General features: G+C 49.8%; 11 protein-coding genes. 3 read left to right on the top strand and 8 right to left on the bottom strand.

All coding sequences use genetic code 11. The annotated features are described in order from the left end of the window. Window position 1: 1 nt before the first annotated feature. Window positions 2-1,081 (bottom strand): hypothetical protein, encoded by a 1,080-nt coding sequence (locus ACN0YH_RS07265; RefSeq protein ID WP_417378895.1) that lies wholly within the window; start codon window positions 1,079-1,081, stop codon window positions 2-4. 245 nt (window positions 1,082-1,326) lie between these two features. Further along, a complete protein-coding gene (locus ACN0YH_RS07270) occupies window positions 1,327-1,845 on the bottom strand; it encodes a hypothetical protein (protein WP_417378896.1) in 519 nt (172 codons plus the stop codon). An 850-nt stretch (window positions 1,846-2,695) separates the two neighbouring features. On the opposite strand from ACN0YH_RS07270, the gene ACN0YH_RS07275 reads away from it, so the two are divergent. Further along, complete coding sequence (locus tag ACN0YH_RS07275) at window positions 2,696-3,649, top strand: hypothetical protein (protein ID WP_417378897.1); 954 nt, start codon at window positions 2,696-2,698, stop codon at window positions 3,647-3,649. 119 nt (window positions 3,650-3,768) lie between these two features. On the opposite strand, the gene pckA is transcribed toward ACN0YH_RS07275, so the two are convergent. The 5 genes from pckA to ACN0YH_RS07300 form a co-directional block, all read right to left on the bottom strand. Then, complete coding sequence (pckA, locus tag ACN0YH_RS07280) at window positions 3,769-5,355, bottom strand: phosphoenolpyruvate carboxykinase (ATP) (RefSeq protein ID WP_417378898.1); 1,587 nt, start codon at window positions 5,353-5,355, stop codon at window positions 3,769-3,771. 183 nt (window positions 5,356-5,538) lie between these two features. Further along, the gene (locus ACN0YH_RS07285; RefSeq protein WP_417378899.1) at window positions 5,539-6,540 is read right to left on the bottom strand and encodes an NAD-dependent epimerase/dehydratase family protein; all 1,002 of its coding nucleotides are present in this window, start codon (window positions 6,538-6,540) and stop codon (window positions 5,539-5,541) included. After that, the gene (locus tag ACN0YH_RS07290; RefSeq protein WP_417378900.1) at window positions 6,537-8,201 is read right to left on the bottom strand and encodes a fatty acid CoA ligase family protein; all 1,665 of its coding nucleotides are present in this window, start codon (window positions 8,199-8,201) and stop codon (window positions 6,537-6,539) included. Before ACN0YH_RS07290 ends, ACN0YH_RS07285 begins: the two co-directional genes overlap by 4 nt. Window positions 8,202-8,241: 40 nt before the next feature. Then, window positions 8,242-9,063, bottom strand: a complete 822-nt coding sequence (locus ACN0YH_RS07295) for a formylmethanofuran dehydrogenase subunit C (protein ID WP_417378901.1) — start codon at window positions 9,061-9,063, stop codon at window positions 8,242-8,244. A 17-nt stretch (window positions 9,064-9,080) separates the two neighbouring features. Beyond that, window positions 9,081-9,881, bottom strand: a complete 801-nt coding sequence (locus tag ACN0YH_RS07300; RefSeq protein WP_417378902.1) for a hypothetical protein — start codon at window positions 9,879-9,881, stop codon at window positions 9,081-9,083. A 257-nt stretch (window positions 9,882-10,138) separates the two neighbouring features. Here ACN0YH_RS07300 and ACN0YH_RS07305 point away from each other — a divergent pair, with 257 nt between their 5' ends. Together ACN0YH_RS07305 and ACN0YH_RS07310 are read left to right on the top strand one after the other, a co-directional pair. Beyond that, window positions 10,139-12,217, top strand: coding sequence for a HEAT repeat domain-containing protein (locus ACN0YH_RS07305; protein WP_417378903.1), 2,079 nt, complete (start codon window positions 10,139-10,141; stop codon window positions 12,215-12,217). Window positions 12,218-12,615: 398 nt separating this feature from the next. Then, the gene (locus ACN0YH_RS07310; RefSeq protein WP_417378904.1) at window positions 12,616-13,905 is read left to right on the top strand and encodes a GNAT family N-acetyltransferase; all 1,290 of its coding nucleotides are present in this window, start codon (window positions 12,616-12,618) and stop codon (window positions 13,903-13,905) included. Between the two features lie 113 nt (window positions 13,906-14,018). Here the strand turns inward: ACN0YH_RS07310 and ACN0YH_RS07315 are convergent, their stop codons facing one another. Beyond that, window positions 14,019-15,581: a PP2C family protein-serine/threonine phosphatase gene (locus ACN0YH_RS07315; protein WP_417378905.1), complete on the bottom strand. Its 1,563-nt coding sequence runs from the start codon at window positions 15,579-15,581 to the stop codon at window positions 14,019-14,021. Between the last annotated feature and the right edge of the window lie 192 nt (window positions 15,582-15,773).

Here is a 15,773-nt window from a genome sequence, read left to right on the forward strand (position 1 = left end):
ATTACAGATCTGAAGTGGGAAGACTGAAATTAGGTGATAACAATGTCAGCAGAACGCCGGCAGTACAAAAGGTTCGATCCGTAATACAATGATGGCCTTTCCAGCTGCCATCCTGGTTTTGAGTTCTCAATACGCCGTCGCGCACCTGGGGATACCAGAATTTCCAGTTCTCTTCCTGTCCTTTCAGCATACATTCCGTAATAAAATAAAAGGCCAGGTATTCTTCTCCCCCGGCGAACCGAAAAACCCGAGGCTCGGTTTTCACGGTTTCCAGAATCGTCTTCACGCAGTCCCGGAATTCAGGCGTTTCTCTGTACCCCAGGGAATACAGCACGCGCACCCCCGCGGCCTCTTTATAAAACTGGTGCATCCAGTTCCTTCCGTCGACAGGCTGCTCCCTTAATTGCTTCATCAGTGCCTGCCCCACCAGTTGTTCTGACGCTTCGATTCGCAACCCGGCCGAACTGGCAGCACGCAGACATTCCCAACCTAAAATCGTTCCCAGTACGGGAGCCCAACTCTCGTTGCCCCAGGTTCCATCTTTCCCCTGTGTCAGGCAGATATAATTAACCAGTTTGTCCAAAGCTGCGCGAATCGCTTTTTCTTCACCAGGAGCATCATAGTAAACCTGACTCAGATAAAGTGTCGCAAGAAACAGATCCGCATTCAGACCGATTTTTCTTTGCACCAGGGTGATATTTTCTTTCGAACGTTTGAATCGATGCGACTCGACCAGATCCAGAACTCCATACAATACCAGTCGACTCTGTTTCTGATATTTGCCGCCACGCGGAGTGCTGCCTTCGGAAAGAAGCACGAGACCGGTGATCGCCGTACAACTCAGATCCGGCATATGATAGCGGTCTGGCCCTACGGTCCCATCCCTGTGAATGGCAGAGACCAGCCAGTCCATCCCCCGTTCGATCGCCTGCCGGGTTTTGGGATCGTTTCTGACAGGATTGCCCGCCTGCACTGTTGAAATCACCAGCCTCATATCAGAACAGGGAGCCGGTATGAAACTCAGACAATAAATCAGGGTGCAGACACACAACAGATTCTTCGATGACAATGGACTTTTCATCCGGCGCAATCCCTTGGTCAAAGCGAATGACAGGTAAATCAATTTGAAATCACTGCATAATTCGGTCCATTCGGGAACAATTTTTATTGTGTCGAAATCCAGCAGTGTCAGCGTTTCTGTTCTTGATTCAATGTAACAAGTGCAGTCACAGCAGACGGGGGAGTAGATCTGATCGACTCTATTGTCGGTATTTTCGACAGGACAACATGATCAAGGGACGCAATCAAAATCCTCTCCCACGCGAACTATCCATCATTGACGACTCGATCTCGAAACTCACTCCAGTCACCAAAACCGCCACTTAGAATTTGCATGAGTTCTTCGGTGGAAGAGATCAAAACGGTCTCAGGCCAGCGGGAACTCACACGCTCGGCGTTTTCAGCGGAAGTCACAATCGGTCTCATGTCCTCCATCGCTGGCAGGATCACCAGATTTCCCTGGTCTGCCACAGTATAGAGAAAAGAAGCAATGTCTGTCGTTAAAGATCGGAGTGCCGCCATGCCCCCACTGAATTCAGAGCCTTCTGCCAGACCATCAAAAAATAATTCGAGCCCGGTCCCGTCTTCAAATTCGACCAGGTAACAGCCAAACTCATCCGGTTGCTGTGCGCCTTTTTTTGCAAACAGTTTTTGGAGTCTTTCTCGCTCATCCTCAGCAACACATTCACCGACCGGTTTTTGAATTGTTTCCCCGGTCAAGGGGTTCACAGCCTCTTCCGTTTGATCGCTGATGTGGGCGGTTTGAAAAAAGACATCAAAACTCATGGTTGGTACTTTCTGAAAATAAGATCGATTCGAATCAGACGCATGTCGGTTCACTTAAAATAATTCACTCCCGGTGTGAACTACAGGCTGGAACGCGGAAATCTGTAAGAGCACACCTGTCATTAGTGTACCGGTTCGCGATATTCATCTGCAGAGCTGAGAGGCATCGCCTTATAATTTCTCATGGATGTTGTAGAAGTAGATTTCTACCATGCCTGTCGGGATCACTGCCCGCAGCTTCTGGTATTGCATACCTGCAAGACTGACTGAGGTTGGCAGTCGCAGTTCTCTACTGACTGGACGATTTTTTTTGTATTCAGGAGATTGATTCTATGGAGTGGCTTACGATGGTCAAGAGGGATCTGAAAAAAAGGAGTTGGCGATATGAGTCGATACCGGGGCGATCTTGTGCGATGCCGAGGCCAGTTTGTGCTGATGTCCTGCGAACTGTGTCGACCCGCAGGCATACCTGGATCACTGATGAAATTTATGCAGGTGAAAATCGGGAAAAAAGCAGTTCAAATACAGTGAACTGCAGGAATCAGTGGTGCGTGTTCCGGTGACCGGAAAACTGGACACGCGCGCGACTCAAAACAGCGCTTATCTCCAGCGGCGCGCCAGAGTCAAGTTCGGTCTGGTCAGAGGTGGTAACTGGTATTCAGGTCTCTCAGAGTTAGCGTATACGTTCTGATGACTTTGAATATAATCAAATTAACATTGCAGAATCGGTTTGTCTGACAACTACCGTTCACTTACAGTTTAGAATGACATCCTGGCTACCAGGGACGCTGCCGAAGAACCACGTTCCTGAAACAGAGAAATTATAAAACATTTCAGAGGAAACTCCTGCATGATGAACTATTTGTGTAATTCACGCTTTTACTATCGCGGTTTACTGATCCTGAACCTGTTCTTCTATCTCTCCCGTGCATGTCAGGCTGCCCCTGAGGGCGATACGGTGGTCCGAGGCAAGGCCGGTGATTCAGAAATTGTGATCACCACAACCAACCGCCTGGCGGGCGCCATTCATTCCCTGACCTGGAACGGCAAGGAATTCATTGACAGCTTTGATCATGGCAGACAGCTGCAGTCTGCGGCCAGTTTTGACTGTGGGAAGTCTGGAGAATTCTGGGCGGAACGTTTTAATCCCACCGAAGCGGGTTCGCGTACGGACGGCGTCGGGCCCACTTCTTCCAGCAAATTACTGCGTTTCAAAACGCAAGACAAAGAACTACAAACGACGACACAGATGGCATTCTGGCTGGCTCCCGGACAGGAATCATCGGGCAGGCCGGCGCTGAATACCGGGATTCTTTCTGATCATCGGGTTTCCAAGCGGGTCCGCATCGGTTATCAGAACCTCGATCAGGTACTCGACTACCAAGTCACCTTTACGCTCCCGGAAGGCGAGCACCACAACTACGCCCAGTTTGAAGCGCTCACCGGTTACATGCCAGCCGAGTTTGAGAAGTTCTGGAAATTCAATCCGAAGACCGGCAAACTGAAACCTCTGGATGACGGACCAGGCGAACAGAAAGATCCTGTCATCATGAGCACCCGAGACGGCGCCTACGCAATGGGCGTTTATTCTCCCGATCAGCCCTCCCCCGGCTTTGAACACGCGGGTTATGGTCGTTTTCGTTTCCCGGCGGCAAAAGTAGTGAAATGGAACTGTGCTTTTCGGGTACGCAATCCAGAGGGAGTCGCCGCCGGCGATTATTCATTCCAGGTATTCGTCGCGATTGGCACTCTGGAAGATGTCAGATCGTCTTTAAATTCACTCGTGGCAGAAAGCACAAAATAAGAGCTGAAACATTCACACGATTCTTTCCTTATAGAACCAGCGCGATAAACCTCCATGCACGACGAATTCCATATTCCCGCTCATCTGAAACGAGTTGATCAACTCTGCCGAGTTGAAAATCAAACCCGGGGTGCCGCTGCCAGAACTTCTTCCGACACACCGGATGCATACTTCATGAAGTTATCATTGAAGGCGGTGGCCAGTTTAACGGCCGTTGCTTTGTAGGCATCCTGATCGGCCCAGGAAGAATGCGGAACCAGAATATGGTCATCAACCCCGGGACATTTTGTAATCGTCGCGGTTCCAAAAATCGGATCAATCTCGGTCGGTGCATGGACCAGTGTTCCAGAATGCACGGCATCAATGATCGCTCGCGTGGCTTTCAAGCTGATACGTTTACCAACCCCATAGGCGCCCCCGTTCCAGCCGGTATTAACCAGCCAGACGTTGGCGTTGTACTTCCTGATTTTCTCAGCAAGCAGGTCTGCATATTTGCCAGGATGCCAGACCAGGAAGGGTCCACCGAAACAGGGAGAAAAGGTGGCTTCCGGCTCATCGACTCCCATTTCAGTACCGGCGACTTTCGCTGTATAACCACTGATAAAGTGATACATGGCCTGTTCAGGAGTAAGACGACTGACCGGAGGCAGTACCCCAAAGGCATCGCAGGTCAGGAAGATCACATCGTTCGGATGATCTGCCAGGCAGGGAATTTTCGCACTGGGCATGAATTCAATCGGATACGCGCCACGCGTATTTTGTGTAAAGCTGGTATCGTCAAAATCAACATGATGCCGGGCTTCATCGTAGACTACGTTTTCCAGAACGGCTCCGTACCGCAGTGCCTGGAAGATTTCGGGCTCGTTCTCCCGCGCAAGGTAAATCGCCTTGGCGTAACAGCCCCCTTCAATGTTGAAAATCCCATTGTCGGTCCAGCAGTGTTCGTCATCACCAATCAGGAAGCGTTTGGGATCTGCAGAGAGCGTGGTTTTTCCCGTTCCGGACAGACCAAACAACACTGAAGAACGGCCCGTCTGTCGATCCGCAGTCGCAGAACAGTGCATCGACAGAATTCCCCGTTTCGGCATCAGGTAGTTCATGACGGTGAAGATACCTTTCTTCATTTCGCCCGCATACTCTGTTCCCAGAATGACGATCTCACCATCTTCAATGCTGAGGTCTACGCTGGTTTTGGATGTCATGCCTGTCGTAAAGCGATTCGCAGGAAAGGTGCCCGCGTTGTAAATCACGTAGTCCGGTTTGCCAAAATTTTCCAGTTGCTCTTCGGTCGGTCGAATCAGCATGTTATGCATAAACAGCGCATGGTAAGGACGCGAACAGATCACGCGCACTTTGATCTGGTACTCCGGATCCCAGCCGGCAAAGGCGTCAATCACATACAGGTGCGGGCAGATATTCAGATAATCGGTCGCGCGTTCCCGGTTACAGAAGAACGCATGCTGATCAAGGGGGTAATTCACATCGCCCCACCAGATATCATCGGAGGAATTCTTATGTTTGACGACCCGTTTATCTTTGGGAGAACGCCCGGTTTTCTCACCGGAATAGGCAATCAACGCGCCCGTATCCGAAATCGAAGCCCCTGGCTCAAAGCGAATGGCTTCTTCGTATAACATTGACGGATCAGGGTTGCGCATTACCCAGTCCACGTTGATTCCATGTTCGGACAGATCGAACGACTCCATGTTCCACTCCATTCGCTTGATTTAATTCTGAGGCCTCCCTCGATTCCTGCTCTTAGCAGATCGAGATCAAACCTTTCGCACCGCTGTTCGTCGCAAGTTTACTCACTCTCCCGAGTTTCACCAAGAGAGATTCCCACCTTTGTGTCCAATTACCTGCAGGATTCAGCCGCGAACCCGACAGGACTATTGTGCAGCCAGTCGCTGTAATTCGGGCTTCATCCGTCGCATCGCTTCTTCAAAACTGACAGGAGGCTCATACCCGAAGTCATGTCGCGCACGACTGACATCATAATAATGGGAACTGCTCAGCTGAGACGCCAGAAAGCGGGTCATCGGCGGTTCACCGGGCAAATGGAGCACACGGAAAATGAACTCCAGAACACTCCCAATTCGTTTCGCAGCTTTGGTGGAGATCTGTTTTTTGACGGGCTGTAAACCAGCTTCACTGAGCAGTTGATTAATCCACTCCCACATCAGTACCGGTTCGGGCTCATTGATAAAATAGGCCTGACCACCGACCGGAGAATCGGGAAACAGACGGGCAGCAGCCTGGAGATGGGCCGCGGCTGCATTTTCCACATAGCTCATCGAAATCAGATTGGTTCCCGGCCCAACCTGTCGCAAACGCCCTGATTTGGCACGCTGAATCAGTCTCGGGATCAGATGATTATCGCGGGGGCCCCAGATCAGGTGAGGCCTGAGAGCGACGGTCGCCAGTTCAGCTTCTCCATTAGCAGCGAGCACAGCACGTTCGGCCAGCATCTTGGTATGGGGGTAGTGACAGAGAAAATGCTCGCTGTAGGGCAGTGCTTCGGTGGCATTCTCGTGGGCAGATCCGTCATAGACAACACTGGGAGAGCTGGTATAAATCAGACGGGTCACACCTTGTGATTGACAGGCTTTAATAACATTCAGGGTCCCTTGAGTATTAATACTGTAAAAGTAATCCCAGGATCCCCAGATGCCGGAAACAGCTGCTGTATGATAGACGGTATCGATTCCTTCGCAGGCCCGTTCGACTGTTGTCGCATCGCGAATATCCCCCTGAACGGTTTCCACCCCTAGCTCTTTCAGCCGCGCATACTCGCCGCGACAGAGCACGCGCACCCTTTCACCGGCAGCCACCAGTTGTTCTACAATATACAATCCAAGGAAGCCACCTCCCCCGGTCACCAGCACATTCATTTGACCTGCTTCTCTGCCCAGGGAGTTAATTTTTCACGAAAGATTTTGACATTATGGCGAATATCAACAGGCAGCGAACGATGAAACAGGACCGTCTTAATCGATTCCGTTAACGAGTTCGCTTTGCCCAGCGCCAGCAGTTCTTGTGTGAACCGATCCCGGGCGGCCTGGTTTTCAGGAAAGTCCCCCTGCTCCGGCTCGATGATAATCACCGGTTTCTGATTCGGTTTTGCACTGACTCCCACCAACGCACTACGATAAACACTCGGATGCTGATTGAAAATCGCTTCACAACAGATTGTGAACATGGCCCCCTGACTGGTTTCCAGCATGTGTGCCTTGCGCCCACAGAACCAGAGTTTCCCTTCCGCATCCTGATAACCGACATCTCCCATTCGATGCCAGAACCGATCGCCGTCTGGTATTTTCGCCAGTTGTGTCGCTTCGAGGCGCTGAAAATATTCACGGGTCGCCATCGGCCCCTGCACAATGATTTCACCAATCTCACCGGCAGGTAACTCCACGGCGTGTTCGATCGATCCAATCGGTTCATTATGAATCTGAATGATTTTCACCTGGACTCCGGGAAACGGCGTCCCGACACAGGTCCCTGCCCCGGACTGTGTCTGTTCCGATGTTTTCTCCAGGACATCACGACCACAGATCGAAGCTACGGGCAGAGATTCTGTTGCACCATAGGGCGTATTGATGTCTGTTTCGGAATTCGTAAATGTTTGCCGCATTCGCTGGATCACATGGACGGGAACCGGGGCTCCCGCAGATAACACACGCTTGAGTGACGGGAGCTGAATCTGATGCTGTTCACAATAGCGGCCAATCCGATTCCACATTGCCGGTGAACCAAATGCCTGTGTCACTCCCTGATCGTTAATCTGCCGGATAATTTTCTCCGGATCAACCTGGGCCGGTTTTGTCGGATCCATATCGGGAACCACCGTCGTGACTCCCATCGCAGAATTGAACAAAGCAAATAGCGGAAAGCCTGGCAGATCAACTTCTCCAGGCTGGATCTGATAATAGTCGCGGAGCAGATCGACCTGTGACCAGAACATACCGTGCTCGTAGGACACCCCCTTGGGCGGACCGGTGCTCCCACTCGTAAAGATCACGGCCGCAGGATCGGTTGCAGAACGCGAGACCATATCAAAAGGTTCCCACTCTTTACCCATTAGCCATTCATAATCGATACCAGAAGTCAGGACCGGCTTGCCAACAGTTACATTCAGTTGTGCCTTGGGAAAAGCACGATGTTTGAGTTTGCGAATCAACTGTGCCAGCGGAATCGCCACGAAGCCTTCGGGCTCGACTTCCGCCAGACAGCGCATGATATTTTTTCTCCCCATACCCGGATCAATCAGAATGATGACCGCGCCGGCTTTGAATAACGCAAAGGTCAACGCAATGAATTCCAGACTGGGGCGTACCATCAAGGCCATTCGCGTACCGGGCTGCACCCCGAGTTGAATCAGCCCGCGGGCCAGTCGATCACTTTCCTGATCCAGTTGCTGAAAGGTGAGACTGCTGTAAGCATAGCGGCCCTGCTTATCCTGACCGGTGGCAAAGACAACTGCTTTTTGGAAAGGCCAGGCTTGTGCGGATTGCCTTAAACGATCGGCGATATTTCGTTGTGAAGTAGACATAATCAGAAGGAACGCAGGCTGTCAAAAGAGATGAAACTTTTCACTGGCGGACCAGAACTTCTCCCTTGCCAAGTGTCAGAAAATCACCACAGTATCGACGATATTCCGCGTCCAGACAATCTTCCGGAACAGGAAAACCGGTTGAACGCAATTCACGGAGATAGAATGATAACCAGGTAGGACGATATTGGCAGGAATACTTGAAGGTCGGAAGCAACTCAGGTTCAGCAGAGTTACCCAATGCAGCAATCGTCCCTCTGCGCATTCCGGCACCGGGACACACCCCCATTTTCCCAAACGAAAAGATCGAACCAGCAATCATATCAAAACCCGCTGCGTCATCGAGATCGCCTCCCACGACAATCGTTCCCCGCCGCATGCGATGACCTGCTTCTCTGCCTGCGTTACCATGAATCAGGATTGTTCCGCCATTCATTCCCCGTTTGCTGCCAGGCCAGGCAGCTCCGACCAGGTCACCGGCATTTCCCGTGATCTGGATTTCTCCGCCTCGCATCGCAGTCGCCAGATGATCAGAAACATCTCCTTGCACCTGAATCCTACCACCGGACATTTCCCTGCCTAGATGCATTCCGGCATTTCCTTCAATGCGAATCGAACCGGAAGTCAGTTCAGCACCAATGGCTTTGACTCGGGAACAATCCCCCACCCAGACCAGCAGATCCGATTCTGTAGAGGAGCATTTCACATTAAAAAAATCATCCAGGGAAGTACGTTGATTCCCCTGGAGCACCGGCAGCGCCCGTACTTGATCTACAGACAATTGCTGTACCGCTGCATGATTGATCGAATCGACTTCAATCGGGATCGTGAGCGCATGCTTGAGAGTAAAAGTGAAGGCCATGCGGTAGAAATTCTTTTTCAGCCTGTTCTGGAGGTTTTCCCCATATTGATGAGACCTTCAATGAATCCGCGTGCAGCAAGATAATCGTTGGGCAGCATCGTCTTAATCTGGCCCCGCAGAATGTTTTTCATCTTCAGTGCTTCATCATTGATTTCCTGTGACAGACTGGATGTGATGCCAGTGGAATTCTTTAATGAATAGAGTTCCTGAATTTTTTCACGTGATGCCGCGTATTCCGAGCCCATCAAAGATTCAGGCCAGGAGATTTCACCAGTTGCCGGATTAAGCTGACTGGCGTTTAAGGTTTCATTATCCTGAGAGGAAGCAGCATTGTAATAAGGACTCAAGCCTGATTCCTGTAGTTTGAGATTTTTTTCCTTTTGTGCTTCAATCGCATCCTGCTTTTGCTGAGCCAGTTCTTTATTGATTTCTGCTCGTTGGTGAATCGACTCACGTTGTGCCTTCTGACGTGCCACATAAGTTTCGGCCAGTTTCTTCTGGTTATCCAGATATTTACTGGTTGCTTCCTGATAGTTGATCATGGCTTTGGAACGATCTACCTGCGCCTTGCCTTGAGCGCGAATCAGCGAAGAGCCATCATTGTAGTAACCTCCATAATAACCCGGATACCCGCCGTAGTATCCACCACCATATCCACCACGATAACCATAAAAGGCGGTCGGGCTGTAGCCGCCACCAAAATTATAAACCGTTTGTCTCGGGAAAAAGGGTCCAGCCGCTTGAACCATGGAACCTGTAGACAATACGATCGTTAAACATAAACCGGACAGGGTCAACTGGCGTATTACTGGTTTCATCTCTTACCCCTGAGCATAATTTGATAATGGACCTGAATCCTGATGGGAACTTTTATTTACCATCTAGCAGGCTTCTATGATTTCCTGATGAATCTGATCAGAATTACTTGATTTTTCAACTCAGATCATGATATCTATAATATAACAGTTTAATGTTCTCCTTTCTATTTCGCCAGTCTTTCTTCTGAAGGTAATATGAATTCTTTACTTTCAGTGAATCTGGTTATTCGCAACGATGATTAGCAGGAACTTGACTTATGCGTCAACTACTTACGACAGTACTTTTTCTGGGCGTCAGTTTACTCACATCTGGTATCGTTTCTGCTCAAGCCCCTGATATCGCCCCCCTGATCAAGCAACTGCAGAGCGATAATGAAGAACAACAGGCGCTCGCCGCTCATCGTCTGGGAGAACTGGGGGCTTTATCCAAATCTGCCGTCCCGGCATTGATTCAAGTCGTCAAAGAGGGTTCTGTCGCATCACGCAGTGAAGCCATTATTGCTCTCGGAAAAATCGGACCTGCTGCGTCAGCTGCCGTACCGGAACTTGCTAAAATCTTACGTGGCTATTCCATCATTCTGAAATACAACACATTGCAGGCACTGCGAGGTATCGGCCCGGCCTCTAAACCGGCAGCCAAGCAAATCGTGCCACTGCTGGAAAGTAACAACTCCTATCTGAAAATTGCTGCTGCCCGCACACTCTGGGCCGTCGATCCGGGGAATAAGGAAAACCTGCAGCCGATTATTGATGTCCTCGTTGACAGTCTGCATGTTCCCATCAACGAAGTACGTTCCAGCGCAGCAGTTGCCCTCGCTGAATTAGGTGCACCTGCCGTCAAGCCTCTTCTGGAACAATTGAAAACAGAGTACAAAGAGAATCATACAGAACAATGCCAGCAAATCTGTGACGTATTTGCTCACATGGGGGCACAGGGTGAAGCGGCCATCCCCACACTAATCAAAGCATTGAAAGGGGATAATCCTGACCTGGTCTGGCGTGCGGCCAACGCATTGGGTGCCATCTCAGCCAAACCTGAAGAAGTCGTTCCCGCATTAACTCCACTCCTGAAAAATAACTCACCTAAAGTTCGAGCGCATGCCGCGATTGCATTAGGAAATTTTGGTGGTGCTGCCAAATCTGCTGTTCCCGAGTTAACCAAACTGCTGTCAGATTCCGAGCTGAATGTCAAACTGGACTCCGCATCAGCACTGGGTTCCATTGGCCCTGATGCGTCTTCGGCCGTCCCGGCATTGGCAAAAGCGATGCAGGATGGTCCGACCGCATTAACTCTCACCAGCGCTTCTGCTCTGGCATCCATTGGAAAGGCATCTGTTCCTGAAGTCACTAAACTGTTAAATGAGAACTCTTCTCTCAAACTCCTGGCGATTCATATCCTGGGTGAAATCGGTACTGACTCGGAAGCATCCATTCCGGAATTGCTGAAACTGATAAAATCAGATGACACTGATATTCGTGAGACAGCGATTATCAGTTTAGGGGAAATTGGTCCGAAAGCGATCAAAGCAGAACCTGAACTGATCAACATTTTAAAAAACGGAACGGGCACCACCAGAAACAAAGCCGTTTACGCCCTTTCAAAAATTGGCAGTAAAAAAGCATTACCTCTTATCAAAAAATACGCTGAATCTGATTCAGATGATGAACGTTTTCGACTCGTCTGTGCCTGGGCACTTCTGAGAGAAGATCCGACCAACCCTGAAGCCGTGAATGCTGCATTACCAGGTTTGATCAAGGCACTCTCCGATGAAAACGCACTGCTCCGCAGAGAAGCAGCCAGCGCGATTGCCCTTTCCGGCCCACTGGCAAAATCAGCAGTTCCCAGTCTGAAAGAGGCGCTTGAGCAAGAAAAAGACCTGCATGTCACTGTCGAGCTAATCACAGCTTTAGCCGAGATCGGGCCTCCCGCAGCCGCTGCCATCCCACTGATTAAACCCTATGTTAATTCTGATGACATGGTTCTACGTGTTGTTGCGACATATGCCCTGGCTCGTTTTGGAAAACTCTCCAAATCAGCAGTTCCGCTGCTGGAGAAAGAGCTGAAATTACATAACGAAAATGATAATGCTGTTACTTTATGGGCATTAACAAAAATCGATCCGAGTCCCGCTAGAGCTAAAGCCGCTATTCCTGCCCTGACCGATCTGCTTACAAAGCATCCCAATCCAGATGCCCGTGTGGAAGCTGCCATCAGCCTGGGAGAATTTGGAATCAAAACTCCAGAAATCACACAGGCCCTGGAAACCGCGGTGAAAGACAAAGATCCACGCGTCCAAAAAGCGGCTGAAGCAGCATTGAAAAAACTAAACAGCTAGAGCGATTCACATTTAACGATAGCGTCTCTCACTCTAGTAGAATCGGGCCCAACAGCCCTGGAGACGCTACAGAAAAACTGGACACAGTCTCATTCTCAGTTCCAGGGGAATGTTGTTTTTCTGCCACCCGAGCAGATTCTGTGTTGCTTTAAGTCAACGCATGATTGACAGAGTGGAATTGAGCTGACAATGCTCAATTCCACATTGTCCTGATGGAGTCAACGTGGAAGCTGATGATTGTCAGCATGTTACATCAAAAGCTTTCTCAGACTCACTTCAACAACTCTGAAACTGGTCGTTGAATTCTGGTCATTCTCATCGCTGGCATGATTGTTGCATTTTAGTGCATTTTCTGATGTACTGAATTGTTCCCCGTCATAACCAGAACCGGAGTTCTTATGATCACAGTTGCGGAAATCAACGATATCGATCGCCTTGATCATTTTCGCCTGGCCTGGCGTGCTCTGCTTGGGAAAACCAAAGGAGCTACGTTTGCTCATTCCCCCGAATGGCTGGAACACTACTGGAATCATTTTGGCCAAGACCAGAAACTGCGGATTCTGTTTGTGACGCTTGGCAATAAAATTATCGGCGTTGTCCCACTGGTAGTAAAGCCCGTGGCTACGAAAGTCGGCACGATGCGCGTACTGACATACCCACTGGATGGCTGGGGAACGTTTTACGGACAGATTGGCGCAAACCCCGCAGCCACCATGGTCACTGCGATGAGACACATTCATGCATCCCGACGAGACTGGGACCTGATCGATTTGCGGTATGTCGACCAGGAAGGTCATGATCATCGACGCACATTGAACGCTTTCAAGTCAGTTGGATTTCAAGCCAATCAGGAAATCTGGCAGAAACAGCCCCTGGTAAACACCAGTGAAACAAACTGGGAAGACTATCTGGCTTCCCGCTCTACCGGAATACAACAGCTAATTTCCAAAGCAGAACAGGAGACTGGGAAACAGGGACATATTGCGTTTTACCGTTCACGACTTGAAGACCCATTGGCGCCAGGCTGGAACCCGCGCTGGGATCTCTGGGCAGAGTTTCAACGGATGAATTTTCATGATGGGACTCAGTCGAATTTTGCAGGCGGCAATTTCTCGCAGAACAAAAAACTTTCCTTCCTGCACGATATCCACGGGCCCGCCGTTCGCGCGGGGATGGCCAGAATTGATGCCCTGTTTGTGAACCATTCAATGGTTGCCTGCGCCTACGGTCTTCAACACGGTTCTGGAACAGATTATCTTGCTGTGGGACGGCGCGATGGCACCTCCCGGGAAGTCATTACCACACTGACAGCACGAATGGTACAACGGTCTATTCAGGACGGGGAATCATTTCTCAACCTGGGCTTGTTGGGGAACAGATTGTCCGGAATGTGGAGTAACCAGGAGCAGGTCAGCTATCGCTGCTCTCATTTCCCGATCACAGCACCTCGTTCACAGGTGTTGAGAATGAATCGCTGGATTCAAAAGCCGATATCAAATGTGTCAACTCAAAAGAAATCGAAACCAGTCTCAGCAATCGGTAACAGACCGGCAGCATTATTATCACAGTCAACGGAACCCGCCTCCTGCATAGAAATTACAGACGACGCGCCACAGGACTGGTCTGGGCAGCAGGAAGTTCGTGGAGACTCGAAAGACGATCGTCCACGTTTTCGTATCGTGGGCTAGACTCTATCCAGGTTCACGGTAGCGTCACCTGCAATATCCAGAACGAACACAACAGAGAGAGATAGGTTATCGCTAAAAACGCTGCGTTCCATTATTACAGAACTACAGCCAAATCAGTCTGTATTGCGGGCAAATTTCACAACCATTAATGTTCTGTCATCACCATCGTTTCCGCCTTCCAGGTGTTTCTGCAACTTGGACCAGATCCCCTGCATGACTTCTTCCGCAGTATCTTCGATATGATTCTCCAGAACTTTCATAATTCCATCCGAGCGAAACATTTTGCGTTCGCTGCTCATCGCCTCACTGATTCCATCACTGAACCCCACAATAATATCGTTGGTACAAATAGGAATGACTGAGTAGTCATAATCGTTTGTCTCAGTAACCCCCAACAACATCCCGTGTGAAGTCAGGCTGGTGATTTTTCCTTTATGAACCCAGAACGGAGCAGGATGCCCGGCGTTTGTATAAGTGAAAGTACGATTTTTAGTATCGATCACGCCGTACAACATACTCATGAATTGATGTGGCAGTGAAGTATGATACAAAGCAGTATTAATCCGACCAATGACAAAGCGGGTATCTTTTGCCTGCTCAATCGGACCTTCTGTCAACGTTCTCAAAGCACCTCTGACAGATGCCATCACCACGGCTGCAGGAATACTGTCGCCAGAAGCATCACCCAGGGCAAAACAGGTGATGTGTGGTGCCAGGTTAACGAACTCGCATAAGTCTCCTCCCACTTCATGGTGGCTGATCGTCTGCACGGCTGCCTGAAAATCCCGTTCCTGATGCGATTCCCGTGCCAGTTCGGCCGGAAACGATTCCGAGATTACCTTGAGTTCTTTTTTCAAGCGGAGCTGATTCTGACTTTCTCTCATCAAAACAGCACGCTCTAAAATTGTACTGACCTGGGCGCCGATTGATTTCAGGATATGAATATCCCGGTCTTTCAAATGCCGGGCACGCCGATCAAAGGCCCACAATGTTCCAAACGGACCAGATTCCGACTGCACGGAAACGCAGACACCTGTCAGGCAGCCCTCAGGTAACCAGCGGGATAATTCTGGGTTATCCTGCCGATTTATGATTAAAGCATCATTCGCAAATGCTTCGAGGTCTGGTGGAGACTCATCTAATTTCCGGCGATGGAAGGGAATTTCAAAAGCCGTTAAACAGTATTGAACCCGCAGGGACAACTGGTTTGAATCAGAGTTCAATAAAAAGAAGCCGGCGGCACGGAATCCCGTGAGTTGCAAAGCAGCTTCCAGTAACTTTTGCAATGCGTCCTGCAGTCCTTCCTGCCTGGTAGCAGACAGCCCCACATCTACCAGGGTCGTGACTTCCCTGGTCTTTGATTCAAGAGAAGAGCTCATGGTTTCGATTTGAGAAATCAATCCCCCCACCAGTTCCGCAAACTTGATCGCGGTCACAAACAGATGATCGTTTGCCGATTCATCAGGCAGGGTCAGGTATACATATCCCAGAATCCGTTTGCCATCTTCAATCGATTCATACCAGCAGTACTTCTCACTTTGACACAATTCTGCCTCGAGAGATTTTCGTTCACCTGGCTTGGCAGGAGTGAATCGTAACGGCCAACCGGTGATTTCCGTAAACTGGTCACAAATATTGTGAATCCATTGCAGAGGCTGGGTGAGTACCTGTTCCATTTCAACTGATCCAAGACGCCGAAGAAGAAAATTGCGGAGTTGAAGGCAGATTGCCCTGTTATCTCCTATCGGCAATCAAATACCAGCAGAACAGGCTGTAGTCAGTTTGTAACGGTTGAAAGGGTTAGACATCTCAAAATACCAGAGAATAAGAGATTCTCTCAGCTTCGATTGAACTCCGCGGGCAGGTTC

The sequence above is a fragment of the Gimesia sp. genome, from assembly GCF_048262075.1.
GTDB lineage: Bacteria > Planctomycetota > Planctomycetia > Planctomycetales > Planctomycetaceae > Gimesia.